Consider the following 24,813-nt stretch of genomic DNA (forward strand, 5'->3'; position numbering starts at 1 on the left):
GCCACAATACCTACGCTCTCAGACCTTGATAATCTACTCACGAGCCTGTGTCTCACGGAGCCGTCAGCAGATGTTGGCTCTCGGCGTGGGAATCTCTGCTAAGATTACGGAATGTTACAAAAATCGCGCCTCGCGGGGGTGTTTTCCCGCCGCGAGACGCGCAATTGTTACAGCAGATCGGGTGGCGTTGCGTCGCGGCCCAGGGTCTCCGTTACATCGGCCAGCGCTTCGACCTTGGTCTGTTTCTCTCCAAGGCGCCGCACGGTCACGGTGCGGTCTTCGACCTCGCGGGCACCAACCGCGAGGATGATCGGCACCTTGGCGACGGAGTGCTCGCGGACCTTGTAGTTGATCTTTTCATTGCGCACGTCGGCTTCGGCGCGGACACAGGCTGCTTGCAGCGCGGCCACGACGTCTTCCACATAGTCGTTGGCGTCGGAGATGATCGAGGCCACCACCACCTGCCTTGGCGCCAGCCAGAACGGCAGTTTGCCTGCAGAATTCTCGATCAGGATGCCGATGAACCGTTCGAACGAGCCCAGACAGGCGCGATGCAGCATATAGGGCCGGTGCTTGGCCCCGTCTTCGCCGATATAGGTCGCGCCCAGACGCTCGGGCAGGTTCGGATCCACCTGGAAGGTGCCGCACTGCCAGACCCGGCCGATGGCGTCAGTCAGGTAGAAATCGAGCTTCGGGCCGTAGAAGGCGCCATCCCCGGGCTCCAGCGTGAACTCGCGCCCGGTGGCCTTGATCGCCGCTTCCAGCGCGCCTTCGACGTGATCCCAGCTCTCGTCGCTGCCCACACGCTTTTCAGGGCGGGTGGCAAATTTGATCTCGAACTTCTCGAACCCCAGATCATCATAGATGTCCGCGAGGAAATTGATGAACTTCGCGCATTCCGCCTCGATCTGATCTTCGGTGCAGAAGATATGCGCATCGTCCTGCGTGAAGCCACGCACACGCATGATGCCGTGAAGCGCGCCGGAGGGCTCATAGCGGGTGCAGGCGCCGAACTCAGCCAGCCGCAAGGGCAAGTCGCGGTAGGATTTGAGACCCTGATTGAACACCTGCACGTGGCAGGGGCAGTTCATCGGCTTCAGCGCGTTCACGGCCTTCTCGGCAGCGTGCTCCTCCTCCACCTCGACGATGAACATATGCTCCTGATACTTCTCCCAGTGGCCCGAGGCCTCCCAGAGCTTGCGATTGACCACTTGCGGTGTGTTGATCTCGCGGTAGCCGCCCGCGCGCTGCTTGCGGCGCATGTAGTCCTGCAGGGTGGTGTAGATGGTCCAGCCGTTGGGGTGCCAGAACACCTGGCCCGGCGCTTCCTCCTGCATGTGGTAGAGGTCCATCTCGCGGCCCAGCTTGCGGTGGTCGCGCTTGGCGGCCTCTTCGAGCATGTTGAGGTGTGCGCGCAGTTTCTCCTTGCCGGTGAAGGCCACGCCATAGATGCGTTGCAGCATCGCGCGGTCACTGTCGCCGCGCCAATAGGCGCCCGCGATGGACATCAGTTTGAACGCATCGCCCGGCACTTGGCCGGTGTGCTGCAGGTGCGGACCACGGCAGAGGTCCTGCCAGTCGCCGTGCCAGTACATGCGCAGCGGCTCATCCCCCGGGATCGCCTCGATCAGCTCGACCTTGTAGGGCTCGCCATTGTCTTCGTAATGCTTGATCGCGCGCGCACGGTCCCAGACCTCGGTACGCACCGGGTCGCGCTTGTTGATGATCTCCTTCATCTTCTTCTCGATCAGGCCGAGATCTTCCGGGGTGAAGGGCTCGGCGCGGTCGAAATCATAGTACCAGCCATTCTCGATCACCGGACCGATTGTGACCTTGGTGTCGGGCCAGATCTCCTGCACCGCGCGCGCCATGATGTGTGCAAGGTCATGGCGCACCAGCTCATTGGCCTGCTCTTCATCCGCCATGGTGTGGATCGCGATGGAGGCATCTTCCTCGATGGGCCACGCCAGATCGTAATGCGCCCCATTCACGGTGGCGGAAATGGCCTTCTTACGCAGCGAGGTGGAGATGCTCGCGGCCACATCGCCAGCGGTCACGCCGGCCTCGAAGCTGCGCGCATTGCCATCTGGAAAAGTGAGAGAGATTGCGGTGTCTTTTGGAGCCATCTGCTGGCACTCCTCGTCGGTTTGGCGCCTACGAGACGCCCGGTTGCGGGTTATGTGCTGCGGCTGATGCGCCGAGTGCGCCGCGAAGTCAAGCGGCACGCTGGAAAAGTATACCGATGAATACGTTGACTGCGACATATCGTGTGTTATTTCCGACGCAATACCAGATAAGCCCGACCGAGGAGGTGAGACCTATGCCGCGTTACAACCGTACCTTCGAGCTGAGCATTCACGATGTCGATCTGATCGAAGAGGCGCTGCGCGCGCGGGGCCGTGAACTTTGCAAAATGCGTCGGGCCTTGGCGGACGACAATCCGGCGGACATGCAGTCCATCTCAGTGATCGAAGCGGATCAGCGCGAGACCGAAGAGCTGCTTGGACGTCTGCACAATCAGAAGGTCTTCTACCGCCCCGGCGCGACCCCCTATGTGAGCGGGTGATCGCCCCGAGGCTTGACGTCTCTTACGCCGTAATCGCGGCATACCCCATCAACAGACAGCACATCCATCCGCCGGTGAAGAGGATCGGTCGGACCGGAAAACGTGCGAGCCCGCTGATCATCCCAACCGCATGCACGATCCGCAGGCCAAGGAAGGCGAGCGCGGTCCAATAGGTCAGCGCGGAATAGGCGCCCATCCTGTCGATCACCAGAACCAGCACGGCGAAGGGCAGCAGCTGTTCCAGCAGGTTCAGATGCGCCCGATGCGCGCGGTGCACCCAATCGGGAAAGCCAGTGAGCGGCGGAGGGCGGGCGAAGTCGTCCACCCCCTCCTGCGGATACATATTCACACCGACGATGTAGGGAATCCACAGCGAGGCCGCGAAGACCGCGAGCCAGATCACCACAATGAGCTCCAATGGCATGGTTGAACTCTCCATCTTCTAGCCCGCCATCGCCTGGTCGTTGAACCGCACGGCCTCGCCGGTCTCCAGCCAGCTTTTCAGCCCGGCGGCGAACCGGGCCCAGCCGTCGTGAATACCCTCGCCGGGCACAACCGGATGGGTCAGCTCGTAGTGTTCGATGACGAGCTTCATGTGCGCGCCTTCCGGCTCCAGCAGAAACACCTGCCGCGAGGCGCCAAGCGTTTCGTCCCAGCCCGGTTCGAACGTGGCCTCGATCCGGGACTTGGGCGTGAGGTCCAGTGTCTTGCACGTCAGCATCGTGCTGCCATCGGCGTTTTCGTAGACGTAAGCGTCGTCTTGCTTGACCACCCGGGCCGCGAGAAAGTGATAGGCGCTCATCTGCTCCGGATCGGTCAGCGCCGCCCACAGTGCGTCGTGGGTACAGCGTATAAAGGTTTGCATCATAAAGTCGGGCTTTGCATCGCGCATCGGCGGGGCTCCTTCCAGTTGAGATTTGAGGTCAAGGGCTGCTCGCGCCGCGGGTTTGACACGGTAGGGGTCGATCCAGCGATCAATGGCATCCTGCAAAGGCAGGGCGTTGAGGTAATGATATTTAAACCGTCCCACTTTCTTGGTGACGATGAGGTTGGCGTCCTCCAGCACGCCGAGGTGCTTCATGACCCCAAACCGCGACATCTCCAGCTGGCTCTGCAGGTCCAGCAGGCTTTGCCCGGGTTTGGCGCGCAGGCTGTCCAGCAGCGCGCGGCGGGTCGGGTCGGCCAGGGCTTTGAAAATCGAATCCATGCATCCACTTATAAGTTACAAAATAGTCACGTGACAATATAGTAACCTAAAAAATCTCAGATGAAGGGATTGCGGGTGCATCCGCTTGGCCACATGATCGGGCTCAAAAGGACCGCCCTGATGACCTCTCCCAGCTTCTTCGATGGCCCGCAGGGTCGACGGCTCGCCTATCATCTGACACCCGGTGCGGGCCCTTGGGTGATATTTCTCGGTGGCCTCAAGTCGGACATGCAAGGGACCAAGGCGCTGCATCTGGAGGCCTGGGCCAAGCACGAAGGTCGGGCCTTTCTGCGATTTGACTACTCGGGTCATGGGGAGTCGTCAGGGGCCTTCGACGAAGGTGCCATCGGCGATTGGGCCGAGGACGCGGCGGCCATCGTGACTGGCCTGACCAGCGGGCCAATTCTTCCGGTCGGCTCTTCGATGGGCGGCTGGCAGGCGCTGCTTCTCGCGCGCAGGATGCCTGAACGGCTGGCGGGTCTGGTCACCATCGCCGCCGCCCCCGACTTCACCGAAGACAGCTATTGGGCGGGGTTCTCCGAAGCGCAGCGAGAGCAGATCATGACGGAGGGCCGCGTCGAGCTGCCGTCCGACTATATGGAACCCTATGTGGTCACGCGCCGGATGATCGAGGACGGGCGCCGCAATCTGGTGCTCCGCAGCCCGTTGGATTTGCCCTGCCCGGTCAGATGTCTGCAGGGCACCGCGGATACCGCCGTCCGCACAGAGGTTGCCTTGCGTCTGCTGGAGCACGCGTCCTGTCCGGATATGCGCCTGACCTTGGTAAAGGATGCGGATCATCGCTTTTCCGACGGCCCCTGTCTCGGCCTGATCGAGGCGGCTCTCGACGATATCTTGGCCCTCGCTGCGGAGGCCGGGTGATGGAGCAACGCGTCAGCCTGATCACGCTCGGCACCCGAGACATGGATGCGCTCTCAACCTTCTATGACGCGCTCGGCTGGACACGCACACCTTCGCCGGATGGCGTCATCGCTTATGACCTGATTGGCCAGACGCTGGGGCTCTATCCGCTCGACAAGCTGGCTGAAGACATCGGCCTCCCGGTGGACGCCCTGGGATGCGGGGCCAGCACATTGGCGCACAACGTAAGCGCGCGAGCCGACGTCACCGAAGTCCTGAGCCGGGCCGAGATCGCCGGTGCACGCATTCTCAAGCCGGCCCAGGAAGTGTTCTGGGGCGGATATCACGGCTATTTCGCGGATCCCGACGGGCACATCTGGGAGATCGCGCATAACCCGTTCTCCCCATTGAGGGAAGATGGCGCGTTCCGCTGGATGGGCTACGGGCAGGCCTGATGCGCAGCCCCAAATCCATGTGGAGCCTCGAGACGCTTGGCCGCGTACGTCTGTCCAAGTACTTCTACATGCGCGATTTTCTCTATTCCGAGATCGGCAACATGCATCAGGTCCGCAACGTGCCACCGGATCCGGACCTGGCGATCGACAACGGTCGACGGCTATGTGTGGAGTTGCTCGACCCGCTGGAAGAGACCTTTGGACGGCTCGCGATCCGCTCCGGTTATCGCTCGCCGGATCTCAACGGCTATGGCAACCGCAACAAGCTGAACTGTGCGGCCAACGACAACCCCATTGAATGCCACATCTGGGACCGGGGCCGTGGCGAGGAGGCGATTGCAGGCACGTCGCTGGCGATCCCGTGGTTCACCGATCAATACGAGAACGGGCGCGACTGGCGCGATCTCGCGTGGTGGATCCACGATCATCTGCCCTATTCTGAAGCGTGGTTTTTCCCGAAGCTGGCCGCGTTCAACCTGGTCTGGCGCCCGACACCGCTCCGGACGATCTCAAGCTACATCGCGCCGAGGGGGATGCTGCTGCGCGCTGGCCAAGAGCCGGACGAATCTCCGGCCGAACGACAGGCCCGCTATGCCGATTTCCCGCCCTTTCGCGGCATCGACTTACCCTGAACCGCTCTGCGCCGGATCGGCCTTGCGGTCGGAGTTCGCAAAGGTAGGGTAACGGCGAGGCGCGGGCAGGCGAGGGCAGGACATGACCAAAGGGTGGGACCAGATCGAGGCGTGGCATGGCTGAACCGCTGGTGTTCCTGCCGGGCCTGATGTGCGACGCGCGGCTCTTCGGCCCGCAGATCGCGGAGCTCTCTGCGGATACCGCTGTCATGGTGGCCCCCATCACCCAAGGGGAGCGGGTCGAGGAAATCGCGTCAGGATTGCTTGACCAGTTGCCCGCGCGGTTCGCCCTTGCAGGGTTGAGCATGGGTGGGATCGTGGCCATGGAAATCCTGCGCCGTGCGCCTGATCGGGTGAGCCGCATCGCGTTGATGGACACCAACCCCTTGGCCGAGACCCCGCAGGTTGCCGCCGCACGCGAGCCCCAGATAGTTGCCGCGCGAACGGGGCGCATGCTGGAGGTGATGCGCGAAGAGATGAAGCCCAATTACCTCGCCCCCGGTCCGCAGCGGCAGGATGTGCTGGATCTGGTCATGGACATGGCAGACGCACTTGGGCCCAAGGTTTTTGTGCGTCAGTCCCGGGCGCTGCAACGCAGGCGGGATCAGCAGAGCACGCTGCGCAAATGCAAGGTGCCCGCTCTGGTCCTCTGCGGCGCGCATGACGCGCTTTGTCCGGTGAAGCGGCACGAATCGATGTCCGAGCTGATCCCCTACGCAACGCTGCGTGTTCTTGAGCATTCGGGGCATTTGCCGACGCTTGAGCAACCCACCGAGACCACACAGGCCCTGCGCGATTGGATGCGGCAACCGCTCGTCCTGCGGTAAGAGGTGTCAGGCGGCAGCGTTTTTGTTCGCCGCCTTGCGGGCCTTCTTGGCGGGTTTGCCGCTGTTGGCATCGATGAAATCGAGCACCAGGGGGCGGATGTTGCGCCGCCAGCTCTTGCCCGCAAAGATCCCGTAGTGGCCTGCGCCTTCTTCCACGTGACTGGCCTTCTTCTCGTCCGGCAAGCCGGTGCAGAGATCGAGCGCGGCGATACACTGGCCCGGCGCCGAGATATCGTCTTTTGACCCTTCGACGGTCTTCACCGCAACAGTGGTGATCTTGCCCATGTCCACTGGCTTGCCTGCGACTGAGAAGCTGTTGCTGGCAATCTCGCCGTTCTTGAAGATACGTTCCACCGTGCTGAGGTAGAACTCCGCGGTCATATCCATCACGGCAAGATACTCGTCATAGAACTTGTTGTGCTTGTCGTGGTCCGCCGCCTCGCCGCGCGCAACCCGCGAGATTTGGTCGGTAAAGGCTTTAGCATGCGTCTCGGCATTCATCGAAATGAAGGAGGTCAGTTGCAGCAGCCCGGGGTAGACCATCCGGCCAACGCCTGGATACTTGAACCCCACACGCTGGATCATCAACTCTTCGAGCTGCCCCATGGTCATGCGATGCCCGAAATCCGTCACATCCGTGGGCGTTGCGTTCGGGTCGATCGGCCCGCCGATCAACGTCAGGCTGCGCGGTTGTGCGGTCGGGTCTTCCTCGGCCAGATAAGCGGTTGCAGCCAAGGTCAGAGGAGCGGGCTGGCACACGGCGATCACATGGGTGTCGGGGCCCAGCTCCTTCATGAAATCGACAAGGTAAAGGGTATAATCCTCCACATCGAACTTGCCTGCACTGACGGGGATGTCGCGCGCATTATGCCAATCGGTGATGTAGAGATCCGCGTCCGGCAGCAGGCTGATCACGGTCGAGCGCAGAAGCGTGGCATAGTGCCCCGACATCGGTGCCACCAGCAGGACCTTGCGCTCCGGTATCTCGCGACCCGGGACCTCGAAATGCAAAAGATCGCCGAAATCGCGTTGTACCACGATCTCCGTGTGGACCAGATGATCCTGTCCGTTGCTCGTCGGTACGGCGGGGATGTTCCAGTCTGGCTTGACCACCATGCGTTGGAACGTGCGTTCGGTCACCTCACCCCACGCCCGCATCCACGCGACACCGGGGTTTGGAACCATCGCAAAAGCGGGATAAGCTGCCATTGCGTGGGCGGTAGCACCGAGCCATTGGTTGGTGTTGCGCAGGGTTTCCATCAGGTCGTATGTCGCCATATAGCGCATGAGGGGTCTCCTTGTTACAATCCGGTCGCACCGGCACCTGCAGTCGCTTCGCCCCCTGAAAGCCTACGACGTGATGCTGCAGGTGCAAACATACGAGGGAATAGTTAACATGACAACATTTTCTGACAGTGACATTGTCCCGGGGGGTGAAAGCCTCGAGAAAATGACTGAAAATCTCAAGAAAGTTGAGGAGCTGTCAGAACGCTTGCAGCGGGTGTTGACCAACCGGCAGACCCACAACCCCGCGCTCGATGGCCCGAATCAAGAGCTTTTTGGCCGCGCAGCACAGGCCTATTGGGCCGAGGCCGTGAACAACCCGGCCAAGATTTTCGAACAGCAGATGACCTATTGGTCGGACACGATGAAGCAGTTTGTCGAGGCGCAGCACGAGCTGAGCAAGGGCAAGCTGGCCGCACCGGAAGATCCGGGACCGTCTGACCGGCGCTTCTCGAACCCCTTGTGGGAGACACATCCGTTCTTCAACTATGTGAAAAAACAGTACCTTATCAATGCGGAGGCGCTGACGACCGCGGTGCAGGAGGTCACACATCTCGATCCGAAGGAAAAGAACCGGCTGCAATACTTCGCGCGGCAGATTGTCGATATGATGTCGCCGACCAACTTCCTCGCCACCAATCCCGACGCACTTGAGAAAGCGCTCGAGACGGAAGGTCAGAGTCTCGTGAAGGGTCTTGAGAATTTGATCAGCGACCTGGAGGCCAACAAGGGCGAGTTGGTTGTCAAACTGGCGGATGAGGGCGCGTTCGAGCTTGGTCGCAACATCGCGACCACGCCGGGCAAGGTCGTCTTCCGCAACCGGATGATGGAGCTGATCCAGTACACGCCGACCACCGAAGAGGTCCACAAGGTCCCGCTGATCATCTTCCCGCCCTGGATCAATAAATATTATATCCTTGATCTGAAAGAGCAGAACAGCCTGGTGAAGTGGCTGGTCGATCAGGGTCATACGGTCTTTATGGTGTCCTGGGTCAACCCGGATCCGACCTACCGGGATGTCGGCATGGAGGATTACATCGAAGACGGATATCTGACCGCGCTCAGCGAGGTGAAGACAATCACCAAGGAGCGTCAGGTCAACGTGATCGGGTATTGCATTGCCGGAACCACGCTGGCTTTGACCTTGTCTCTGCTGAAACAACGCGGTGACACATCGGTGAAATCCGCCACTTTCTTCACCGCGCTGACGGACTTCTCGGACCAAGGGGAGTTCGCGCCTTTCCTGACCGATGATTTTATCGACGGGATTGAGGAAGAAGTGGAGGACAAGGGTGTGCTGCCTTCAGTGATCATGGCACGGACGTTTTCCTTCCTGCGCTCGAACGATCTGATCTATGGCCCCGCGATCAAGAGCTACATGATGGGAGAGACCCCGCCGGCTTTCGATCTGCTCTACTGGAACGGCGATGGTGCCAACCTGCCTGCCAAGATGGCGATGCAGTATCTGCGGGGGCTCTGCCAGCGGGATGAGCTGGCACAGGGCAGTTTTGAGCTGTTGGGTCACAGGCTCACGCTGGATGATGTGGATGTGCCGTTATGCGCCATCGCCTGCGAAACCGACCACATTGCCGCGTGGAAGGACAGCTATCGCGGCGTCCAGCAGATGGGATCGAAGGATAAGACCTTCATCATGACCCAGTCGGGCCACATCGCCGGCATCGTCAACCCGCCCACGCGCAAAAAGTACGGACACTATACCAACCCTGATCTGACGCTCCCGCATGAGGACTGGCAGGCCCAAGCAGATTTCCACGAAGGATCCTGGTGGCCGCGATGGGAAGGCTGGTTGAAGAAGCGGGCGGGCAAGCTGATTCCCGCACGCATTCCGGGAACAAAAACGCATCCGGCGCTCTGCGATGCCCCTGGGACCTATGCTGCCAAGAAGGCAACCCTCTGATTCCAAAATGGCTTTCCGCCGTGTCAAGAAATATGCTGCAGTGCAGAAAAATGACTTGAAATGCTGCGGTGCGGCATGTATATTTTGTGCAGACGCAGAGAAGTGGGGATGATCCCGCAAGCGCAAGAGGAATTGAAGAGATGACCAAGACACCTGACATGACCGCGATGTTCAAAGACGTCATGGGCGCGTTTCCGATCGACACAGCAGCGATGGAAGACGCATTCAAGACAACCGCGTCCCTGAACGAAAAACTGTCCGGCGTGGCCCTGACCGCGGCCGAGAAATCCACCGAGATTTCCAGCAAGTGGACCCAAGACACACTGGCCAAACTGGCTGAGATGTCCAAAGCGAAATCCGAGCCTGTCGACTACGCAAAAGCCATGACAGACTTCGCATCCGCCTACTCGGAAACTGCCGCTGAGCACATGGCTGCTTTCGCCGAAGTCGCGAAGAAAGCGCAGATGGACACCGTCGAGTTGATGATGGCTGCTGGCAAAGACATGAGCGAAGACGCTTCTGCCGCTGTCAAGAAAGCCACCAAAGAAGCAACTGCTGCGGTCAAGAAAGCAGCAACTGCGAAGTAACCAGTTCCTGGTTCGCGCCTGTTTCCTCCCTGAATGGCGCATACGGCAAGGGCGGGCTTTTTCAAGCCCGCCCTTTCTTTTTGTAAAACCCTGTCCTAAGCTGCAATGCAGCGTCGGATGAGGGAGAAGTCTCATGGCTGAAAAAGACAAACCGTTGCTGATCAAGCGTTATGCCAGCCGCCGCCTCTACAACACAGAGACCAGTGACTACGTTACTTTGGAAGATATCGCGACCCTGATCCGGGAAGGGCGCGAGGTTCAAATCGTCGATCTGAAGTCAGGCGACGACCTCACGCGTCAGTACCTTCTGCAGATCATCGCCGAACACGAAAGCCGTGGCGAGAGCGTGCTGCCGGTGGACGTGCTGAACGATCTGGTGCGCAGCTACATGACCCCGGGTGCGAGCATCGTTCCGCAGTTCTTGCAGGCGTCCTTCGAAATGCTGCGTGATGGTCAGAGCCAAATGATGGACAAGATGACCGCCATGAACCCGATGGCGAAGATGCCTGGTTTCGAGTTGATGCAGGCGCAGCAACAGGCCTTCATGAAAGCGATGACAGGCGGGCTGGGCACCACCAGCGGATGGAGCTCTCCGGACAAGGATGACGAAGAGGCGGACGGCGAAAGCGGTGAAGACCTCGATGCGATCAAGAAACAGCTTGCCGATTTGCAAGACAAGCTCTCCAGGCTGAAGTGAGGCGCTAGGCCACCGCGGGATGCGGTGTTGCCGTCACCTGTGCGATCGCACCCAGCAGAACCTCTGACACTGCATCCAACTCGGACATACTCAACCGTACGGGCAACCGCACGTCGCAGGCGCGCATCAGCATGGCGCGGGTCTGCGGCAGCTCGGGCAGGTCTTCTATGAATTGCCAGTTCCAGAACGCGCGGGCATTGTCCGCGCTCTGACCAAAGACCTGAACCTTGACGCCCGCAGTATCCGCCGTGCGCGCGAAGGCTGCGACGGTTGCGTCATCGAGCCCCACCAGATTGAACTGAATGCTGTCCGGCGCGCGCTCTTCGCCGTCCAGCGGTGCGGGGACGTCGATGAAGGGCGATTGGTTCAGCTGTGCTGCCACGTAGTCGTGATTGCGCCGCCCGTCCCGCACCCGCTGGGGCAGGGCATCCAGTTGCGGGCGGATCAGAGCGGCCGAGAGATTGTTCAGCCGCAGATTGTAGAGCGGCAGCTTGTTCTGATGCCGTGAGAAGGTCTCAAGCAGCACCGGGTGTTTCTTCCAGTTATGCTCGTAGGCGCCTGACATGATGATCGCGCGGGCGACGAGATCAGCGTCATCCGTGATCAGTATGCCGCCTTCGCCCGCATTCACCATCTTGTAGGACTGGAAAGAAAAGCAGCCGACCTTGCCGATGGTTCCGATCTTCTGTCCACGCCACAGCGTTCCGAGCGAGTGCGCGGCGTCTTCAATCACGGGTACGCCCTCGGCGCCGCACAGCCCCAAGATCGCGTCCATGTCCGACGTATGGCCTCGCATGTGACTGATGATCACCGCATCCGCCTGCGGTAGCTTGGCAGCAAAATCGTCGAGGTCGATGCGGTAGGTTTCGTCCACCTCGCAAAGCAGCGGCACGCAATCGGCGTGCACAACCGATGATGGCACGGCCGCGAATGTGAACCCGGGGATCAGCACCCGAGCCCCGCGCGGCAGATCCAGCGCCTTGAGCGACAAGAACAGCGCGGCCGAGCAGGACGACACGGCCAACGCATATTTGCTGCCCATCAACTGTGCGAATTCCGCTTCCAGAAGTGCGACCGGCGCGTCGGATGCAGCCGTGTAGCGGAAGAGATCGCCGCTCTGCAGCAACCGGTCGATCTCGGCACGGGCGGCGTCCGGAATTGGCTCGGCTGCGTGCATGTCGGGAAGCGTCATATTTGGATTTCCTTAATATGATTTTCCAAAATAGTAAATCAACGCAGCAGGACCGCCAAGTGAATAGTTTGTGACGTCCATGGAGCCTCAGATCCCCAACCGGTCGCGCAATGCGTACCAGCTCATGGCAAGCACCAGCAGCGGCGTGCGCAAAGCACCGCCGCCGGGAAAGGCGGGTGTCGGAATAGCCGACATCGTGTCAAAGCCATCGGTCTCCCCCGCGATGGCATCTGCCATCAGCTTGCCGGCGTGGGTGGCCGTCCCGACGCCATGGCCGGAATAGCCGGATGCGGACAGCACATTCGGCGCAACCCGCGCGAGGTAAGGAAATCGCTTCAGCGTGATCCCGAGGGTGCCGCCCCACGCATAGTCGATCTTGACGCCCTTGAGGTGCGGAAAGATCTGTTCCATCGGTTTGCGCACGGTCGCGGCAATGTCTCGTGGAAACTTGTACCCGTAACTCTCCCCGCCCCCGAACAGGAGGCGCCCGTCATGGCTCAGGCGGAAATAATTCACAACGAACCGGCTGTCCGCGACGGCGATGTCTTTGGTCAACAGCCGCTTTGTCTCGTCGCCCAAGGGCTCTGTTGCAACGATGAAGTTGTTGATCGGCATCACCCGCGCCGACACCGATGGGGCCAGCGACGACAGATAGCCGTTGCACGCCAGGACCACATGATCTGCGATCACGCGGCCGGCATCCGTGCGAACCGTCGCGGGAGACCCCGCGTCCAGGCGATGCACGCAGGAGCGCTCGTGGATCTGCACTCCGGCCTCCTGCGCTGCGCGTGCCAGACCCAAGGCAAAGGCGAGGGGGTGCAAATGTGCTGCACCCATATCCAGCAGCCCACCTTTGTAGGACGGCGATGGGCAGAGCGCATGACAGGCCTCCGCATCCAGCGGCGCCACATCCATATATCCGTAGCGCTCGGTCAAAAGGGCGGCGTAGTCCTGCAGATCGGCTACATCCGCTGCCTGTGAGGCCGTGTAGGCGATCCCCGGTTTCAAGTGGCAGTCGATCCGGTGTTCCTCGACAAGCGCTTTCACCAGCCCCTTCGCGTCTTCCGCCAGATCCCACAAGGCCCGCGCGCGGCTTTCACCCACCATCCGCTCAAGCTTGTCCTGATCGACCCGCTGCCCGCTGCCCAACTGGCCGCCATTGCGCCCCGATGCGCCAAAGCCAACCCGATGCGCGTCCAGGACCACGACCCGACGTCCAGCTTTGGCCAGGTGCAATGCGGCGGAGAGACCGGTATAGCCCGCGCCAATGACGCAGACATCTGCTCTGAGCTCGCCGCGGAGCGCATCGAATGGCGGCAGGGGAGGGGTGGTTGCGGCGTACCAGCTTGCCGGATACGCACCCACCTCGTCATTCGCGTAGAGCAAGTTCACCGCAGTATCCCTTCACCGCTCCAAGAGACACCCCGCGAAGCCCGCGCCACGGCCCGCCCGCTCACACGTTCAGCAGCAGGTGCTCGCGCTCCCAAGGCGAGATGACCTGAAGGAACTCTTCATACTCCGCCCGCTTCACGATCGAGTAGACCCGCGCAAACTCGGCCCCCAAAACCTCGTGCAATTCGGTGGCCTCTTCGAAGAGATCCAGCGCCGAGCCCAACACACGGGGAATGTCGCCGTCGCCGTCATAGGCATCGCCTTTGAACTCGGCGGCGGGCGGTGTCTTCTGCACCAACCCGAGATACCCGCAGGCCAGGCTCGCCGCGATCCCGAGATAGGGGTTGACGTCCATCCCCGTCAGGCGGTTTTCCACCCGGCGCGCCTCGGGCGTGGACAAGGGGATCCGGATCCCCGTGGTCCGGTTGTCCCGACCCCAGTGCAGATTGATCGGCGCCGCCTGATCCTTCACATAACGGCGGTAGCTGTTCACGTAGGGTGCGATCACCGCCATGGCTGGGGGCAGGTGTGTCTGCAGCCCCGCAATGAAATGCCCAAACGCGTCCGTCTCCTCCGCATCAGGACCCGAGAAGATATTGGCGCGCGTCTCGGTATCGAGGATCGAGTGGTGAATGTGCATGGCACTCCCCGGCTCATCCGCGATGGGCTTGGCCATGAAGGTCGCAAAACAGTCATGCCGCAGGGCCGCTTCCCGGATCAGCCGCTTGAAGTAGAACACCTCATCCGCGAGTTTGACCGGATCGCCATGGCGCAGGTTGATCTCAAGCTGCCCCGCGCCGCCTTCCTGAGTGATCCCGTCGATCTCGAAACCCTGGGCTTCCGCAAAATCATAGATGTCGTCGATCACCGGGCCGAACTCATCCACCGCCGTCATAGAATAGGCCTGCCGTGCCGCAGCGGGCCGACCCGAGCGCCCCATCATCGGCTCGATGTCATGGGCGGGGTCGATATTTCGGGCCACGAGGAAGAACTCCATCTCCGGGGCGACAACGGGCTCCCATCCCTTGTCGCGGTAGAGCTGGCACACGCGCTTCAGAACGTTGCGCGGGCTGAAGGGCACCGGAACATCGGCGCGATCATAGGCGTCGTGGATCACTTGCAGCGTCCAGTCGCCCGTCCAGGGGGCGGCAGTGGCCGTCGTCATGTCGGGCTTGAGAATCATGTCCTTTTCGATGAACCCGTCGTCTCCAGCGGCCTCGCCCCAGTCGCCGGTGATGGTCTGGTAGAAGATACTGTCCGGCAGGTGGAAGTAGGCCTGTCGCGCGAACTTGGAGGCCGGGACCGCCTTGCCGCGCGCAATCCCCGGCAAATCGGAGATGATGCACTCGACCTCATCCAACCGGCGCCCGTCGAGATAAAGTTGCGCCGCCGCGGGCAAATCGTCTGTCCAATCCGGCATCAGGCCCTCTCTTTCTTAAAAAATGCGGCCATCATCTCGGCGATCTCCATCCGGTCAGTTGGCAGTTTCAGCCGGTCGGCAGCCTGCTCCAGCAAGGCGTCTGGTACCACGCCTTTGCCCCGGGTCCGGATCAGCCCGTCGATGAAGTCAGATGCATACTCGGGGTGTGGCTGGATGGTCCAGATCAGATCACCGTAAAGCAGCCCCGCGTTCTCGCAAAACGCATTCCGCGCGAAGATCTCTGCGTTCGGCGGTCTTTCCACGACCTGATCCTGGTGCCAGGCGTTTATCGCCATACGCTTGTTACCGACCTCATATTCCGTTCGACCCACGGCCCAGCCGCCACTGAATTTCTCCACGCGCCCTCCCATGGCCTGCGCGATGATCTGATGGCCAAAACAGACACCGATCACCGGGCGCCCCGCGGCATATGCGGCGCGGATGAAGGCCTCGAGCGGGGGGATCCAGTCATGCGGCTCATAGGCGCCGTGTTTGGAACCGGTGATCAGCCATCCATCTGCCGCCTTGACGCTGCCGGGGATGTCGCCATCGCAGACACTCCAGCCCTGAAACTCAAATCCATGACCCGCGAGCAATCGCGCAAAATATTGATCATAAAGTCCACCGTCCATCATGTTGTCCGGCGGGTGCCCTGTGATCAGAATGCCGATCTTCATAAGTGCCTCACACCGTATCGAGATAGATTGCCACCTGCTCAGCGGGCGAGAGCTCCTGCATGTCGCGCAGCTCCTGCCGTTTGGTCAGCACCAGGTTGCGGACAAGATCGGGGGCGAAGATCCGCGCGATCTGGGAGCTGTTCTCAAACGTATCTATGGCGGTGGGCCAGTCGCCCGGGATCTGCGGCAGATCGAGATCGTAGGCGTTGCCCGTGATCGGTGCGGGCGGTTCAGCCGCATCCTCGATCCCGGCAATGGCGGCGCCCAGAACGGCCGCCAACATGAGATACGGGTTGACGTCGCCACCGGCGACCCGGTGCTCGATGCGCCGGGCCGCCGGCGCCCCCGAGGGGATGCGGATGGCCGAGGTGCGGTTCTCATAGGCCCAGCTGATCCCGGTCGGCGCATGTGCGCCTGGTACCATCCGGTCGAAGCTGTTGGCATGCGGCGCAAAGATCAACGCGGAGCCTGGCATGGCATCAAGACACCCAGCCACCGCATGCCGCAGGATATCCGTCCCGTCCGCTCCGCCGTTGTCGAAGACGTTGTTACCCTCCGCATCGAGCACGGAGAAGTGCACGTGCAGCCCGGAACCTGAGTAATCCTCGTAGGGCTTCGCCATGAAACTTGCGGCAAACCCATGTTTGCGGGCGATCCCTTTCACCAGCATCTTGAACAGCCAGGCGTCATCGGCGGCGCGCAAGGCATCGTCGCAATGCATGAGGTTGATCTCGAATTGTCCGAGGCCCGCTTCGGAAATGGCGGTGTCTGCGGGGATGTCCATCTCCTCGCAGGCATCGTAGAGATCGGTGAAAAAACTGTCGAATTGGTCGAGCGCCCGCAGCGACAGGATCTCTCCCGCGACGCGCCGCTTGCCGGACCGGGGAGAGGGCGGGACCTGGAGGGTCCGCCCCGAGTCGTCGATCAGGAAAAACTCCAGCTCCATCGCACAGACCGGTGTCAGCCCACGCGCTGCAAAGCGGTCGAGCACAGCGTTGAGGGCATGGCGCGGATCGCCGTCATACGGTCGGCCGTCCTCATGAAACATCCAGATCGGAAGCAGCGCAGTCGGCGCGTCAAGCCAGGGCATTGGCATGAACCCCCGCTCGGTCGGCTTCAGAACCCCGTCCCGGTCCCCATGTTCGAACACCAGCGGGCTGTCGTCGATGTCTTCGCCCCAGATATCGAGGTTAAGCACAGACATCGGAAAGCGGGTGCCCCCCTCGATCGCCTTGTCGGCGTATCGGGCCGGAATGCGCTTGCCCCGTGGCTGGCCATTGAGGTCTGATGCGGCCACCCGGATGGTGCGGACCTGTGGATTTTTGCGAAGCCAGTTCTTCATGGGTCACCGGTGCCGCGGAACGGTGACGCGGTGAATCACAGGTTTCCGGGGCGGTTCATAATTTGATCAAATTCAGGGATACTACCGGACCAAGTTGAGGCGCAACCTGATTTTGCGCCGCATGTTCTGCGGCAGATGGCGGTTCAACCGGGCATTCACCAGTCCGAAAAGCGAAATGATCACCAGCGTCAGCAGGATGAAGTAAAACGCCAAGATAGGGTAGGGCACGAAGGGGTTGAACGTCTTGTCCGCGAAGTAGCTCGCGTAATAGAGCGCGTCGCCGCGTTGCTGCCAGGCGGGAAAGCCCGAGAAGAACACAAGTGCCGTCGCCTGAAACAGAAAGATCGCCTCATTGGTATAGGCGGGCCAGGCCAGCCGCAGCATGGTCGGCCAGACAACCCGCCGGAACCGGGCCCACCCGGAGAGACCGTAGGCATCGGCAGCTTCGGTGTCCCCCTTCGGGATGGACTGCAGCGCGCCATAGAAGATCTCGCCCGAATAGGCCGCCGTGTTGAAGAAGAGCACGATCAGAGCCCCCAGCCAGGCCGCGGTGAACGGATCGAAGATCGGCGAAACGGATTTGAGGTTCAGAAACAGGAAATAGGCAAAGAAGAACTGGATGAACAGCGGCGAGCCTCGGAAGAGGAAGATAAACCACTCCGCCGGTTTGCGCAGGATTGTGCGGGACGATGCCTTGCCCAATGCCAGCGCCGTGGCCAGGAAGAAGCCTAGCATCAGGGCAAAGAGGCCAAAGTAGATGTTCCAGATCATACCGGAGCCGATCAACGTGAACTGCTGGCATAGTGTGAAGTCGTCCCGCGGAAGCAAGCGCTCTCCGATCCCGATGGCGCGCAACCCATAGTCCTGGATGGTCTGCCAACAACTCATGCGGTTGCCGCTTTCCGCTGCGCTTCGCCCCCGGCGGTGGCCTGGCCTTTGGTCAGACGCGCCATGATGCGCCCCAGAACGATCTCGGACACGCGGGTAAAGAGCAGGTAGAAGACCAGCAGAGCGAGGAAGTACCACATGCGCCAGTCGCCGTGCGGGTAATCCGTAAAGCGCGGGGTCTTGGTGCCGCCGAGCTCGCGCGCCCAATAGACGATGTCTTCGACGCCGAGCAGAAACAGCAGCGGCGTGGCCTTGATCAGAACCATCCAGAGATTGCTGAGCCCGGGCAGCGCGTAGACCCACATCTGTGGCACAAGCACGCGCCAGAAAGTCTGGCGCTGGGTCATCCCGTAGGCCTCCGCGGTCTCGAGCTGGGCCCGCGGAACCGCGCGCATCGCACCAAACAGCACATTGGCCGCAAATGCGCCGTAAACGATGGCGAAGGTGAGCACCGCGAGCGCAAAGCCGTAGGTCTCATGCAGCCATTGCGGCGCACTGCCCAGGGGCACCTTGGCCGCCTGACAGACCACAAAGTCATTGCCTTGCCGGATCGGTTCCGACCAGTCAGGACAGAGCGCCTTGTGGCGCAGATACTCAATGCCCTGATCCAGCGCGATCACGAAGAATAAGAAGAAGGCGATTTCGGGTACGCCGCGCACGATGGCGATGTAGCCTTGAGCGAACCAGCGCAGCGGGGCGATCCGCGAGCGTGCGGCGGAGGCCCCGACAAATCCGAAGAGCAAGGCGATCGGGGCCGTGACCGCAAGCAGGATCAGGACGGTAAACACCGAATAATAGATGGACATGTGCTTCCCCGTCGTGAGGTAGCAGGCCATCCATTGCCAGTCGGGTAGGGTGCTCGGATCTGTACAAAAACTAAAGATAATCGCCCCGCATCGTCAGTGGGGGCAGCAAATGGCTGCCCCCGCCCCGGTCAGATCAGAACTGACCGGAGATTTCCCATTTGGTCAAAAGCGCGTTCAGCGAACCATCCTCTTTCATGGTGGCGATCGCCGCATTGAGTTTCTCTTTCAGCTCGGTGTCGCTTTCGCGCAGGCCGAGCCCGATGCCACCGCCGATCAGCTCTTCCTGGTCGAGCATCATCAGGTCAGGGTCCGCATCGGCAATGGGGGTCAGAAAGGCCTTGTCCGCCAGAACCGCATCCGCTTCGCCGTTCTTCACGGCTGCGATGGTCTCTTCGGGTGTGGCGAATTCCACCAGCGTGGCGCTGCTCTCCGCAATGAAGGCGGCCTGGATGGTGTTGGTCTGAGCGGCCAGAACCCCGTTTTCCAGATCGGCATCTTCCGAGGCCGCGACATAGGCCGAGGGATCGGGCAGCGTGTAATTCTGCGTGAAATCAATCACCTCGTCCCGCTCGTCGGTGATCGACATACCCGCGATGATCACATCGTAGTTGCCGGAGACGAGGTTCGGGATGATGCTGTCCCATTCGTTGGTGACCCATTCGCAGGTCAGCTCAGCGCGCGCGCAAAGCTCATCGCCCAACTCGCGTTCAAAGCCGGCAACCTCGCCCGCATCGTTCAGAAAGTTGTACGGAGGGTAGGCGCCTTCCGTCCCGAGCCGGATGGTTTTTCCATGGCCGTCCGCAAGGACCATACCGGCCGACAGTGCCAGAGCCGCTGTCGAAAGAATAAGCTGTTTCATGAGAGTACTCCCTTGTTTTTGTTTGGTTACGCTGCGTGAGTTGCGGAAAGAAACCCGCGCAATCGTTCGGATTTGGGCGCGCCGAAGAGCGTCTCGGGCGGCCCTTGTTCTTCGATCAGCCCCTGATGCAGGAACACGACGTGATCCGAAACATCGGCGGCCAGTTTCATGTCATGGGTCACGATGATCATGGTACGGCCTTCGGCGGCCAGATCCTTGATCACCCTGACCACTTCCTGCTCAAGCTCGGGATCGAGCGCGGAGGTCGGTTCGTCAAAGAGCAGCGCTTCGGGCTCCATGCAGAGGCCGCGCGCGATGGCGGCGCGTTGTTGCTGCCCACCGGAGAGCTGTGCGGGATAGACATCGCATTTGTCGCCGATCCCAACCTTGTCGAGATAGGCGCGTGCCGCATTTTCCACCTCGGCGCGGTCGCGTCTCAGGACGGTCAGCGGGGCTTCCATGACGTTCTGCAGGATCGACATATGGGCCCAGAGATTGAACTGCTGAAACACCATGGACAGGTTGGTCCGGATCCGCAGCACCTGTGCCGGGTCCGACGGTCGGCGGTTGTGCCCCTCGCCCTTCCAGCTCACCGGCTCGCCCTTGAACCTGATCTCGCCCTGCTGGCTGTCTTCCAGCAGGTTGCAGCACCGCAGCAGCGTCGACTTGCCCGAGCCCGATGACCCGATGAGCGAGATGACATGACCCTTCGGTGCTGAGATGCTGACACCCTTGAGCACTTCGAGCGTGCCATAGGCTTTGTGCAGGCCGTTGATTTCAATAACCGGTTGCTCAGCAGTCAAGGTGACCATCCCACGCAAGTTTCAGGCCGATATAAGGGGTTAATTTTTGGTATTTTGCAACGCGGAAAGCGGCAAACGCGTGCTTCCGCCGGGTCAGATGTGCAGATTTTCGGAGCAGCGGGCGGATTTCAGGCACGCGGCAACGGCTCGGCAAGATAGGCGGCGGGGGGGATCGGGATCAGGTCTTTCAGCAGGAGCTGCGCCCGATCCGCCGCGCTGAGGTCCTGGAGTGCGGCCTTGACGGCGGCAAAGAGTGGGGCCGCTTCGCGCGCTTTGGCGGTGATCAAGGGCAGCCCGGGTGTGGGACGGGTGGAGAGCAGAATTCTGAGCTCGGACGTCAGCGCCGTGTCACGGGCGAGCAGAGCCCAGGTGACCGCGTCAATCGCTGCGATATCCGCGCGCCCCGCTGCCACGGCCTGCACCGATCCCGCGTGGCTGCCTGTGTCGAGGGTCCAACCCGAAAAGCTGAAATCATATTCGTTTTCAGAGAGATGCCCCTCAATCGCTGCCCAGCCGGATTGAGAGCGCACATCGTTGCGGGCAAGCCGTGCGCGCCTGAAGGCCGCCAGGTCTGGCCGCGGGTCATCTCTTCGCACGACAACATGCGACCTGTAGTAGCCCGGCGGACACCCGTCGACGTCATAATCGGGCGTGCCCACCAGTGTCACACGGTCATGCAACTGGCTGCGGTAGGGCAGACCGCAGGTCTGGGACAGCACAAGGTCGGGCGAGGCCCACATCTGGTGCGGATCCGTCTGCCGATCCAGCGTCGGAGGGCCGGCGCCATAGGCTTGCCGAATCAGGGCCCACAGCCGGTCGTTCGCGGCGCGTGTGCCCTCCGTGTCGTACATCGGCAGGCTGGCGATCATGCGCTGCCGTCGACGGCCTGCCGGGCAAGGGCGGAATCGCGGTCGCTCACGCCCAGGAAGTTGCTCACCATCCGGACCAGCGCGTCTTCTTCCTGCGCCCGCGCGCCGTCTGCCAGAACGACCTCCCACAGCGCCCGGATCACCGCACAGCGCTCCTCATAGGGCACGGCGTCCTTGATGGCACGGGTGAAGCGCACGGTGTCGGGGGCCTCTGCCTCCAGCGCTTCCGCCTCAGTGCGCAGGGCGGATGTCGCACCGGGACCGAGATTGTAGCGCCGCGCCGTGATCTGGTCGATCCGCGCCTTCTCCCTCTCGCTGTAGTCATTGTCGGATCGTGCGATCCGCACCAGCAACGCGGTCAGGGCCAGACGGGCGTCCTCATCGGGGAGCGCCTCGTCGTTCGGTTGGGTCAACCGCTTTATGAAATCTGCAAACATGGTCGCGATATAGTCGGGTTTTGGGCGGGTGCCAATGTCACTCCTGTCGCAACGCGGCATCGCGGGCGGCGGCGATGTCGTCATCGCTCAGCCCGAGCGCCGTCTCGATGGCGAGAAGCTGCAGCTCTTCGGCGGCGTCCCTGGTGCCATCTGCCAGCGCCACCGACCACATCGCATCGGCGAGCGCCTTGCGGTCATCATAGGCCACCTCGTCGCGCAGGATCTGTGCGAATTCGGGTGTCCCGGGCGCGTGCCGTTCCAGCGCCTCGCAGGTGGCGCGCAGCTTGGCCGCCTCCAGCGGCTTCAGACCGAATGTCGCCGCCAGGATGCGGTCGATCTGCCCCACTTCGGAGGCCTGATAATTCTGATCGGCGAGCGCGACCCGCACCAGCAGAGCGCCGAGCGCAAGCTGTGCATTGGGCTGCGGCAGAGGCGTCGGGTCTGGCTTTCGGCGCGGAAAAAGGCGTTCAAACATAGGGTATTAGCTGAGATCAGGGGGTTTTCCAAAGCGGATGTTGTCGAGCGCGAGGCCTTGCGGATCGGTGTTGGTGATCAGCACGCCGGCGATGTCAGCCTCGCCTGTCGCACGCAGGAACCCGAAGGCGTGCTCGCCTGCGGGGGGCAGCTCCAGCGCCATGATTTCCTGACCCGTGCGCTGGTAGAATACGGCAATCGCGGCCCCGTCCTCGCCGCCGCGCAACTCAAAGGACAGCGCGGACTGATCGGTGTCGAAGAGGAAGGCAATCGCACCCTCTCCCTGGGCGTGGCGTTTGGGGTATCCGGCGACGCCATAGCCGTTCAGGATCTTGTTGCCCTTGAGATAGACCACCGACAGGTTTTGCCCCTCGGCGCCCGGCAGCACGGTCAGGGGCGGCAGGACCGTCCCAGTGACGGCGTCATGATCGCCGTTGGCCGACAGCATCTGTCCGGCGAACCGCTCGCCAAAGCGGGCGCCATCGGTGACCAGCACGTCGGGGATCGGGTGCCCGGGGCCGTGGCCGGAGCGGATCTCTTCGAAGGTGATGACGAGCGGCAGATCAAGCCCGTCGGGATCGACCAGACAGATCGGCGTGTCGCACGCGGCCCGCGCCGCGTGACCTGCAATGACCAGACTGAGGATCAGGAGCAGACGCATGACCCGCACCTTGGCATGCAAACCGATGTCTGCCTAGGGCTTGGAGGATCCGCTGCGGTTTAGGGTCTTGAACTTTTCCGTGAGTTGCACGGCCTCCTCGGCGATGCCGAAGGGGGGGCGGATCACGAAGAGGCCGGAGCCGACCATAGTGTGCCCGGCGCGCGCCGGGGGGAAACGGACCTCATGCCGCATCGCGTCGGGATGCGTTTTTTGAAGCTGTGTCAGCATCTTAGCGTGAATTTCTGTGGTCAGGATCGGATACCACAGGCAGATGATCCCCACATTCCAGGCGCGGGTGAGGCGCGCGATGTGGCGCGGAATATCCATGTAGTCGGATTTGATCTCGTAGCTGGGGTCGATCAGCAGCAGCCCGCGCCGCGGTGTGGGCGGGGTGAGCGCATGGGCCAGGGCAAAGCCGTCCTGCTGGGCGCAGCGCGCCGCCCTGGGCGGCAGGCTGGCCAACAGGGCGGCGTATTCCCGGGGGTGCAGCTCGGCGAGGTGCAGGCTGTCGCAGGGCCGCAGCAGGGCATGGGCGATCAGCGGGGAGCCGGGGTAGCAGCGGGGGCCGTGGCGGTCCCGCACGGTCTGCAGCGCCCGGCTGAGGGGGTGGTCCGGGTCGAACCAGCCTGCGACCTTCTCGATGCCCTGCGCGGCCTCGCCGGTCCGGTTCGCCTCGGCGCCGGACAGATCGTAGAGGCCGCGGCCCGCGTGGGTCTCGATGTAGCTCAGCGGTTTGTCCTTGCGGGTGAGATAGGAGAGCATCCACGCCAGCAGCGCGTGTTTGTGCACGTCGGCGAGATTGCCCGCGTGGTAGATGTGCTGGTAGCTGAGCATGGGATTTCGTTTAGCTGAATGCGGCGCGCGCGCAACGGTTAACGGCGCCGATTGTGCCAAACCGCGCGACTCACCCGTTAACGCAGGCTCACATGGCAAAACCCATGTCGGTATCACGTCGGTATCACGTCGGTATTTTGTCGGTGCGCGCGTCGGTGCGGGCGGGGTTAACAGGGCGCGCGCCCCGAAATCCTGCCAAAGCGTGACCGCGGCGCGCGGCGCCCGGATCGCGCAAGACCGTTGATCGGCGGGCGCCCTCGCTCTACAGCTTATGCGGGTATCCCCAACTGCCGAGTCGCCACATATGTCCCGCATCGCCCCCCAGCGCCGACCCGCAGCGCCCGCCAGAGCCCCCGCGCCCGCCTCCTCCCAAAGCCAGTCGCGCGCAGAGACGGCGGCGACGCACTGGCAGGAGACGGCGGACCGCAGCCCGGCGGTCAGCCGGTTGCAGCTGCTGCAACGCAAGGCCGACGCAGGGCAGGCTGTGCCATCCGGGTCGGGCCCGCCGATCCAGCGCAAGGTGGTGATCAACGGCAAGGTCTATGGCAGCCGCCGGGAACTGGCGATGAGCCAGGATGATGCCGCCTTCGGCGCGTTCCAGGACGTCACCGACGATGACAAGGTCGACAAGCTCTCGTCGGACACGCTCTATGAAGTCAGTGGCACTGCGCTGGTCGAGGCCGAAGGCGAGGCGGCGGCGGAGGCGCCGGAGTTGCGCGAATCGCCGGAGGACCGGCGCGCGCGCGAAGAGGAAGCCGCCCGCCAGCAGACCGAGTTGGAGAAGGAGGAGTGGGGCGCGCGGCTCGACGATCTGAAGGTGCAGATTGCGGCAGGCGACTATCGCACTCATGGCCGATCCTTCGCGCATCTGGCCGAAAGTGCCGGGGGCGACGGGCTGACCCGGTTCGACTCCCGGGGGGCGGTCTATGCGTACCTCAAGACCAAGGCCGATGACTTCACCTGCCAGGGCGCGCAGGAGTTTGACCGCCGTCCGGCGGGGATCTTCCGGGCGACCATCGAGTCCGAGCATATGGGCGACACCAGCCGGCGCGGCGGGATCATCCTGCTGCTCTTGTCCACCGGGCGCGTGGTGCTGCACCATTTCGGCAATATCTGACCGGCCTG

At 62.1% G+C, this 24,813-nt stretch carries 27 protein-coding genes; 9 read left to right on the forward strand and 18 right to left on the reverse strand.

Going from position 1 to position 24,813, the window contains the following annotated elements:
* Positions 1-167: 167 nt before the first annotated feature.
* Positions 168-2,126 (reverse strand): threonine--tRNA ligase, encoded by a 1,959-nt coding sequence (gene thrS, locus Q1A71_RS13390; protein ID WP_299676871.1) that lies wholly within the window; start codon positions 2,124-2,126, stop codon positions 168-170.
* A gap of 194 nt (positions 2,127-2,320) precedes the next feature.
* Here thrS and Q1A71_RS13395 point away from each other — a divergent pair, with 194 nt between their 5' ends.
* On the forward strand, positions 2,321-2,566 hold the full coding sequence (locus Q1A71_RS13395; RefSeq protein ID WP_299676874.1) for a hypothetical protein: 246 nt from the start codon (positions 2,321-2,323) through the stop codon (positions 2,564-2,566).
* 22 nt (positions 2,567-2,588) lie between these two features.
* On the opposite strand, the gene Q1A71_RS13400 is transcribed toward Q1A71_RS13395, so the two are convergent.
* Positions 2,589-2,990 carry an MAPEG family protein gene (locus Q1A71_RS13400; protein WP_299676877.1) on the reverse strand — a complete coding sequence of 134 codons (402 nt, stop codon included), beginning with the start codon at positions 2,988-2,990 and terminating at the stop codon, positions 2,589-2,591.
* Between the two features lie 18 nt (positions 2,991-3,008).
* Complete coding sequence (locus Q1A71_RS13405) at positions 3,009-3,773, reverse strand: helix-turn-helix domain-containing protein (protein WP_299676878.1); 765 nt, start codon at positions 3,771-3,773, stop codon at positions 3,009-3,011.
* 120 nt (positions 3,774-3,893) lie between these two features.
* Here Q1A71_RS13405 and Q1A71_RS13410 point away from each other — a divergent pair, with 120 nt between their 5' ends.
* The 4 genes from Q1A71_RS13410 to Q1A71_RS13425 all read left to right on the forward strand — a co-directional run bounded on the left by Q1A71_RS13410 (position 3,894) and on the right by Q1A71_RS13425 (position 6,548).
* Positions 3,894-4,655, forward strand: coding sequence for an alpha/beta hydrolase (locus Q1A71_RS13410; protein WP_299676880.1), 762 nt, complete (start codon positions 3,894-3,896; stop codon positions 4,653-4,655).
* The gene (locus Q1A71_RS13415) at positions 4,655-5,089 is read left to right on the forward strand and encodes a VOC family protein (RefSeq protein WP_299676883.1); all 435 of its coding nucleotides are present in this window, start codon (positions 4,655-4,657) and stop codon (positions 5,087-5,089) included. The genes Q1A71_RS13410 and Q1A71_RS13415 overlap by 1 nt, the downstream gene beginning before the upstream one ends.
* The gene (locus Q1A71_RS13420) at positions 5,089-5,721 is read left to right on the forward strand and encodes a hypothetical protein (protein WP_299676886.1); all 633 of its coding nucleotides are present in this window, start codon (positions 5,089-5,091) and stop codon (positions 5,719-5,721) included. Before Q1A71_RS13415 ends, Q1A71_RS13420 begins: the two co-directional genes overlap by 1 nt.
* A 116-nt stretch (positions 5,722-5,837) precedes the next feature.
* On the forward strand, positions 5,838-6,548 hold the full coding sequence (locus Q1A71_RS13425; RefSeq protein ID WP_299676888.1) for an alpha/beta fold hydrolase: 711 nt from the start codon (positions 5,838-5,840) through the stop codon (positions 6,546-6,548).
* 6 nt (positions 6,549-6,554) lie between these two features.
* Here Q1A71_RS13425 and phaZ read toward each other — a convergent pair whose 3' ends face one another.
* Positions 6,555-7,835: a polyhydroxyalkanoate depolymerase gene (gene phaZ / locus Q1A71_RS13430; protein WP_299676890.1), complete on the reverse strand. Its 1,281-nt coding sequence runs from the start codon at positions 7,833-7,835 to the stop codon at positions 6,555-6,557.
* 109 nt (positions 7,836-7,944) lie between these two features.
* Here phaZ and phaC point away from each other — a divergent pair, with 109 nt between their 5' ends.
* The 3 genes from phaC (at position 7,945) to phaR (ending at position 11,034) form a co-directional block, all read left to right on the forward strand.
* Positions 7,945-9,750, forward strand: a complete 1,806-nt coding sequence (gene phaC, locus Q1A71_RS13435) for a class I poly(R)-hydroxyalkanoic acid synthase (RefSeq protein WP_299676892.1) — start codon at positions 7,945-7,947, stop codon at positions 9,748-9,750.
* Positions 9,751-9,890: 140 nt separating this feature from the next.
* Positions 9,891-10,337, forward strand: a complete 447-nt coding sequence (locus Q1A71_RS13440; RefSeq protein ID WP_299676895.1) for a phasin family protein — start codon at positions 9,891-9,893, stop codon at positions 10,335-10,337.
* Between the two features lie 133 nt (positions 10,338-10,470).
* Positions 10,471-11,034: a polyhydroxyalkanoate synthesis repressor PhaR gene (gene phaR / locus Q1A71_RS13445; protein WP_299676898.1), complete on the forward strand. Its 564-nt coding sequence runs from the start codon at positions 10,471-10,473 to the stop codon at positions 11,032-11,034.
* 4 nt (positions 11,035-11,038) lie between these two features.
* Here phaR and Q1A71_RS13450 read toward each other — a convergent pair whose 3' ends face one another.
* The 14 genes from Q1A71_RS13450 to rlmJ all read right to left on the reverse strand — a co-directional run bounded on the left by Q1A71_RS13450 (position 11,039) and on the right by rlmJ (position 23,688).
* A complete protein-coding gene (locus Q1A71_RS13450; protein ID WP_299676901.1) occupies positions 11,039-12,226 on the reverse strand; it encodes an aminotransferase class I/II-fold pyridoxal phosphate-dependent enzyme in 1,188 nt (395 codons plus the stop codon).
* Positions 12,227-12,313: 87 nt separating this feature from the next.
* The gene (locus Q1A71_RS13455; RefSeq protein ID WP_299676906.1) at positions 12,314-13,618 is read right to left on the reverse strand and encodes an FAD-binding oxidoreductase; all 1,305 of its coding nucleotides are present in this window, start codon (positions 13,616-13,618) and stop codon (positions 12,314-12,316) included.
* A 61-nt stretch (positions 13,619-13,679) separates the two neighbouring features.
* The gene (locus tag Q1A71_RS13460; protein ID WP_299676909.1) at positions 13,680-15,038 is read right to left on the reverse strand and encodes a glutamine synthetase family protein; all 1,359 of its coding nucleotides are present in this window, start codon (positions 15,036-15,038) and stop codon (positions 13,680-13,682) included.
* Positions 15,038-15,715 carry a type 1 glutamine amidotransferase gene (locus tag Q1A71_RS13465; protein ID WP_299676911.1) on the reverse strand — a complete coding sequence of 226 codons (678 nt, stop codon included), beginning with the start codon at positions 15,713-15,715 and terminating at the stop codon, positions 15,038-15,040. Before Q1A71_RS13465 ends, Q1A71_RS13460 begins: the two co-directional genes overlap by 1 nt.
* A gap of 7 nt (positions 15,716-15,722) precedes the next feature.
* Complete coding sequence (locus Q1A71_RS13470) at positions 15,723-17,057, reverse strand: glutamine synthetase family protein (RefSeq protein ID WP_299676913.1); 1,335 nt, start codon at positions 17,055-17,057, stop codon at positions 15,723-15,725.
* An 81-nt stretch (positions 17,058-17,138) separates the two neighbouring features.
* Positions 17,139-17,945 (reverse strand): ABC transporter permease subunit, encoded by an 807-nt coding sequence (locus Q1A71_RS13475; RefSeq protein WP_299676915.1) that lies wholly within the window; start codon positions 17,943-17,945, stop codon positions 17,139-17,141.
* Complete coding sequence (locus tag Q1A71_RS13480) at positions 17,942-18,829, reverse strand: ABC transporter permease subunit (RefSeq protein ID WP_299677048.1); 888 nt, start codon at positions 18,827-18,829, stop codon at positions 17,942-17,944. Before Q1A71_RS13480 ends, Q1A71_RS13475 begins: the two co-directional genes overlap by 4 nt.
* Before the next feature lie 55 nt (positions 18,830-18,884).
* Positions 18,885-19,610 (reverse strand): transporter substrate-binding domain-containing protein, encoded by a 726-nt coding sequence (locus Q1A71_RS13485; protein ID WP_299676917.1) that lies wholly within the window; start codon positions 19,608-19,610, stop codon positions 18,885-18,887.
* Between the two features lie 26 nt (positions 19,611-19,636).
* Positions 19,637-20,422: an ATP-binding cassette domain-containing protein gene (locus tag Q1A71_RS13490; RefSeq protein WP_299676920.1), complete on the reverse strand. Its 786-nt coding sequence runs from the start codon at positions 20,420-20,422 to the stop codon at positions 19,637-19,639.
* Between the two features lie 119 nt (positions 20,423-20,541).
* Positions 20,542-21,282 (reverse strand): PhnD/SsuA/transferrin family substrate-binding protein, encoded by a 741-nt coding sequence (locus tag Q1A71_RS13495; protein ID WP_299676923.1) that lies wholly within the window; start codon positions 21,280-21,282, stop codon positions 20,542-20,544.
* The gene (locus tag Q1A71_RS13500; protein WP_299677051.1) at positions 21,279-21,719 is read right to left on the reverse strand and encodes a TerB family tellurite resistance protein; all 441 of its coding nucleotides are present in this window, start codon (positions 21,717-21,719) and stop codon (positions 21,279-21,281) included. Before Q1A71_RS13500 ends, Q1A71_RS13495 begins: the two co-directional genes overlap by 4 nt.
* A gap of 37 nt (positions 21,720-21,756) precedes the next feature.
* Positions 21,757-22,194, reverse strand: a complete 438-nt coding sequence (locus tag Q1A71_RS13505) for a TerB family tellurite resistance protein (RefSeq protein WP_299676925.1) — start codon at positions 22,192-22,194, stop codon at positions 21,757-21,759.
* Between the two features lie 6 nt (positions 22,195-22,200).
* Positions 22,201-22,854, reverse strand: coding sequence for a hypothetical protein (locus Q1A71_RS13510; protein WP_299676927.1), 654 nt, complete (start codon positions 22,852-22,854; stop codon positions 22,201-22,203).
* Positions 22,855-22,887: 33 nt separating this feature from the next.
* A complete protein-coding gene (gene rlmJ / locus Q1A71_RS13515) occupies positions 22,888-23,688 on the reverse strand; it encodes a 23S rRNA (adenine(2030)-N(6))-methyltransferase RlmJ (RefSeq protein WP_299676929.1) in 801 nt (266 codons plus the stop codon).
* Between the two features lie 304 nt (positions 23,689-23,992).
* On the opposite strand from rlmJ, the gene Q1A71_RS13520 reads away from it, so the two are divergent.
* On the forward strand, positions 23,993-24,805 hold the full coding sequence (locus tag Q1A71_RS13520) for a hypothetical protein (protein WP_299676932.1): 813 nt from the start codon (positions 23,993-23,995) through the stop codon (positions 24,803-24,805).
* Positions 24,806-24,813 lie beyond the last annotated feature (8 nt).

The organism is uncultured Roseobacter sp. (assembly GCF_947493125.1).
Taxonomy (GTDB): domain Bacteria; phylum Pseudomonadota; class Alphaproteobacteria; order Rhodobacterales; family Rhodobacteraceae; genus Roseobacter.

Coding starts and splice junctions, on each gene's coding strand:
- thrS (WP_299676871.1), bottom strand. CDS start 2,126: ATGGCTCCAAAAGACACCGCAATCTCTCTCACTTTTCCAGATGGCAAT.
- Q1A71_RS13510 (WP_299676927.1), bottom strand. CDS start 22,854: ATGCGTCTGCTCCTGATCCTCAGTCTGGTCATTGCAGGTCACGCGGCG.
- Q1A71_RS13420 (WP_299676886.1), top strand. CDS start 5,089: ATGCGCAGCCCCAAATCCATGTGGAGCCTCGAGACGCTTGGCCGCGTA.
- Q1A71_RS13425 (WP_299676888.1), top strand. CDS start 5,838: ATGGCTGAACCGCTGGTGTTCCTGCCGGGCCTGATGTGCGACGCGCGG.
- Q1A71_RS13450 (WP_299676901.1), bottom strand. CDS start 12,226: ATGACGCTTCCCGACATGCACGCAGCCGAGCCAATTCCGGACGCCGCC.
- Q1A71_RS13395 (WP_299676874.1), top strand. CDS start 2,321: ATGCCGCGTTACAACCGTACCTTCGAGCTGAGCATTCACGATGTCGAT.
- Q1A71_RS13505 (WP_299676925.1), bottom strand. CDS start 22,194: ATGTTTGAACGCCTTTTTCCGCGCCGAAAGCCAGACCCGACGCCTCTG.
- Q1A71_RS13405 (WP_299676878.1), bottom strand. CDS start 3,773: ATGGATTCGATTTTCAAAGCCCTGGCCGACCCGACCCGCCGCGCGCTG.
- phaR (WP_299676898.1), top strand. CDS start 10,471: ATGGCTGAAAAAGACAAACCGTTGCTGATCAAGCGTTATGCCAGCCGC.
- Q1A71_RS13490 (WP_299676920.1), bottom strand. CDS start 20,422: ATGGTCACCTTGACTGCTGAGCAACCGGTTATTGAAATCAACGGCCTG.
- Q1A71_RS13475 (WP_299676915.1), bottom strand. CDS start 17,945: ATGAGTTGTTGGCAGACCATCCAGGACTATGGGTTGCGCGCCATCGGG.
- Q1A71_RS13470 (WP_299676913.1), bottom strand. CDS start 17,057: ATGAAGAACTGGCTTCGCAAAAATCCACAGGTCCGCACCATCCGGGTG.
- Q1A71_RS13460 (WP_299676909.1), bottom strand. CDS start 15,038: ATGCCGGATTGGACAGACGATTTGCCCGCGGCGGCGCAACTTTATCTC.
- Q1A71_RS13485 (WP_299676917.1), bottom strand. CDS start 19,610: ATGAAACAGCTTATTCTTTCGACAGCGGCTCTGGCACTGTCGGCCGGT.
- Q1A71_RS13500 (WP_299677051.1), bottom strand. CDS start 21,719: ATGTTTGCAGATTTCATAAAGCGGTTGACCCAACCGAACGACGAGGCG.
- Q1A71_RS13520 (WP_299676932.1), top strand. CDS start 23,993: ATGTCCCGCATCGCCCCCCAGCGCCGACCCGCAGCGCCCGCCAGAGCC.
- Q1A71_RS13495 (WP_299676923.1), bottom strand. CDS start 21,282: ATGATCGCCAGCCTGCCGATGTACGACACGGAGGGCACACGCGCCGCG.
- Q1A71_RS13415 (WP_299676883.1), top strand. CDS start 4,655: ATGGAGCAACGCGTCAGCCTGATCACGCTCGGCACCCGAGACATGGAT.
- Q1A71_RS13440 (WP_299676895.1), top strand. CDS start 9,891: ATGACCAAGACACCTGACATGACCGCGATGTTCAAAGACGTCATGGGC.
- Q1A71_RS13465 (WP_299676911.1), bottom strand. CDS start 15,715: ATGAAGATCGGCATTCTGATCACAGGGCACCCGCCGGACAACATGATG.
- phaZ (WP_299676890.1), bottom strand. CDS start 7,835: ATGCGCTATATGGCGACATACGACCTGATGGAAACCCTGCGCAACACC.
- Q1A71_RS13400 (WP_299676877.1), bottom strand. CDS start 2,990: ATGCCATTGGAGCTCATTGTGGTGATCTGGCTCGCGGTCTTCGCGGCC.
- rlmJ (WP_299676929.1), bottom strand. CDS start 23,688: ATGCTCAGCTACCAGCACATCTACCACGCGGGCAATCTCGCCGACGTG.
- phaC (WP_299676892.1), top strand. CDS start 7,945: ATGACAACATTTTCTGACAGTGACATTGTCCCGGGGGGTGAAAGCCTC.
- Q1A71_RS13410 (WP_299676880.1), top strand. CDS start 3,894: ATGACCTCTCCCAGCTTCTTCGATGGCCCGCAGGGTCGACGGCTCGCC.